The 3353-nt window shown below is 48.9% G+C and carries 1 tRNA gene and 1 rRNA gene; both read right to left on the bottom strand.

Annotated elements, in window-relative coordinates:
• Positions 1–2847, bottom strand: a 23S ribosomal RNA gene (locus GTU69_RS16790); the annotation flags it as partial.
• 399 nt (positions 2848–3246) lie between these two features.
• A tRNA-Ala gene (locus GTU69_RS16785) sits at positions 3247–3322 on the bottom strand.
• Between the last annotated feature and the right edge of the window lie 31 nt (positions 3323–3353).

The following is a 3353-nucleotide window of genomic DNA, read 5'->3' as shown; positions in this document are numbered from 1 at the left end:
ACTATGCTTCCACATCCAACCTATCAACGTCGTAGTCTTCAACGGCTCTTTAGGAGACATAAAGTCTCGGGGAAATCTTATCTTGAGGTAGGCTTCCCGCTTAGATGCTTTCAGCGGTTATCCCTTCCGAACATAGCTACCCGGCGATGCGACTGGCGTCACAACCGGTACACCAGAGGTTCGTCCACTCTGGTCCTCTCGTACTAGGAGCAGATCCTCTCAAATTTCCAACGCCCACGGTAGATAGGGACCGAACTGTCTCACGACGTTCTAAACCCAGCTCGCGTACCTCTTTAAATGGCGAACAGCCATACCCTTGGGACCTGCTTCAGCCCCAGGATGAGATGAGCCGACATCGAGGTGCCAAACACCGCCGTCGATATGAACTCTTGGGCGGTATCAGCCTGTTATCCCCAGAGTACCTTTTATCCGTTGAGCGATGGCCCTTCCATACAGAACCACCGGATCACTAAGACCTACTTTCGTACCTGCTCGACTTGTGGGTCTCGCAGTTAAGCGCGCTTTTGCCTTTATACTCTACGCGTGATTTCCGACCACGCTGAGCGCACCTTCGTACTCCTCCGTTACTCTTTAGGAGGAGACCGCCCCAGTCAAACTACCCACCAGACATGGTCCTCGTCCCGGATAACGGGACAGAGTTAGAACCTCAATATTACCAGGGTGGTATTTCAAGATTGGCTCCACTAGGACTAGCGTCCCAGCTTCAAAGCCTCCCACCTATCCTACACAAGTAAGATCAAAGTTCAATGTCAAGCTGCAGTAAAGGTTCACGGGGTCTTTCCGTCTAGCCGCGGGTACACCGCATCTTCACGGCGATTTCGATTTCACTGAGCCTCTGCTGGAGACAGCGCCCCCATCATTATGCCATTCGTGCAGGTCGGAACTTACCCGACAAGGAATTTCGCTACCTTAGGACCGTTATAGTTACGGCCGCCGTTTACTGGGGCTTCGATCAAGAGCTTCGCTTACGCTAACCCCATCAATTAACCTTCCAGCACCGGGCAGGCATCACACCCTATACGTCCACTTTCGTGTTTGCAGAGTGCTATGTTTTTAATAAACAGTTGCAGGGGCCTGGTTTCTGTGGCTGCTCTCAGCTCAGGAAGCAAGTTCCATCACCAAAAGCAGCGTACCTTCTCCCGAAGTTACGGTACCATTTTGCCTAGTTCCTTCAGCAGAGTTCTCTCAAGCGCTTTGGTCTACTCGACCTGACCACCTGTGTCGGTTTCGGGTACGATTCCAGTGTAACTGAAGCTTAGAGACTTTTCCTGGAAGTATGGTATCAGCCACTTCACTGTACAAGTACAGCTTGCTATCAGATCTCAGCATAGAGCACCCCGGATTTGCCTAAGATGCATGCCTACTTCCTTCCACCTGGACAACCAACGCCAGGCTGACTTAACCTTCTCCGTCCTCTCATCGCATTACACTGAAGTATTGGAATATTAACCAATTTCCCATCGACTACGCCTTTCGGCCTCGCCTTAGGGGTCGACTCACCCAGCCCCGATTAACGTTGGACTGGAACCCTTGGTCTTTCAGCGAGCGGGTTTTTCACCCGCTTTGTCGTTACTCACGTCAGCATTCGCACTTCTGATACCTCCAGCAGACTTCTCAATCCACCTTCATCGGCTTACAGAACGCTCCCCTACCACGTATACAAAGTATACATCCGCAGCTTCGGCACATAGTTTTAGCCCCGTTACATCTTCCGCGCAGGCCGACTCGACTAGTGAGCTATTACGCTTTCTTTAAAGGGTGGCTGCTTCTAAGCCAACCTCCTAGCTGTCTATGCCTTCCCACATCGTTTCCCACTTAACTATGATTTTGGGGCCTTAGCTGGCGGTCTGGATTGTTTTCCTCTTGACTACGGACGTTAGCACCCGCAGTCTGTCTCCCGGATAGTACTCATTGGTATTCGGAGTTTGCATCGGTTTGGTAAGTCGGGATGACCCCCTAGCCGAAACAGTGCTCTACCCCCAATGGTATTCGTCCGAGGCGCTACCTAAATAGCTTTCGGGGAGAACCAGCTATCACCGAGTTTGATTAGCCTTTCACCCCTATCCACAAGTCATCCCCTGGCTTTTCAACGACAGTGGGTTCGGTCCTCCAGTCAGTGTTACCTAACCTTCAACCTGCTCATGGATAGATCACCCGGTTTCGGGTCTATACCCAGCAACTAAACGCCCTATTAAGACTCGATTTCTCTACGGCTCCCCTATTCGGTTAACCTCGCTACTGAATATAAGTCGCTGACCCATTATACAAAAGGTACGCAGTCACCGAACAAGTCGGCTCCCACTGCTTGTATGCATGCGGTTTCAGGATCTATTTCACTCCCCTCACAGGGGTTCTTTTCGCCTTTCCCTCACGGTACTGGTTCACTATCGGTCAGTCAGGAGTATTTAGCCTTGGAGGATGGTCCCCCCATATTCAGACAAGGTTTCACGTGCCTCGCCCTACTCGACATCATCATATAAGCCCTTTCGTGTACAGGACTATCACCTACTATGGTTGCACTTCCCAGAGCATTCCACTAAAGCTTATATGACTTAATGGGCTTTTCCCCGTTCGCTCGCCGCTACTGAGGGAATCTCAATTGATTTCTTTTCCTAAGGGTACTGAGATGTTTCACTTCCCCTCGTTCGCCTCGTAACACTATGTATTCATGTTACGATACCTACCTTATGGTAAGTGGGTTTCCCCATTCAGAAATCTCCGGATCACAGGATATTTGCCGCCTCCCCGGAGCTTATCGCAGGCTATTACGTCTTTCATCGCCTCTGACTGCCAAGGCATCCACCACATGCACTTAATTACTTGACTATACAACCCCAAACAGTCGTCCATCCCTACAAGTAGGATGAGCAACAGATTATGATGATCTCTCATCACTCTCATACAGTTGGCGTTTGTGCACTTAAGCACTGTACAGCTTCAATTAGATTCATATACCAAAACGCTTGATTCAGTTTAATCGCTAGTAACTCATTTCTTGATCTTCATCAACCAGTCATAAATGACTGCTAATGTCGATTTTAAAACGAGTATGAACAATTTATTTCAACTCAAATATATTCTGTTAATGATTTTTCCAGCCTTCGTCAGGTCAGGAAACTGTGATAAATCACAGAGGTTAATAACAATGCCGCGCATTATACGCCGCTTTCTTACTAAGCTCTATAAGCTATCTAACCGTTTGCTTATTATGCATCCGAAGATACATGGTGGAGACTAGGAGAGTCGAACTCCTGACCTCCTGCGTGCAAAGCAGGCGCTCTACCAACTAAGCTAAGTCCCCAGCTTATCAATAAGTCAATGTTTCTGATTTC

It is taken from the genome of Acinetobacter sp. SA01 (assembly GCF_011319235.1).
Classification (GTDB): domain Bacteria; phylum Pseudomonadota; class Gammaproteobacteria; order Pseudomonadales; family Moraxellaceae; genus Acinetobacter.
This window is presented reverse-complemented; position numbering and strand designations above follow the sequence as displayed.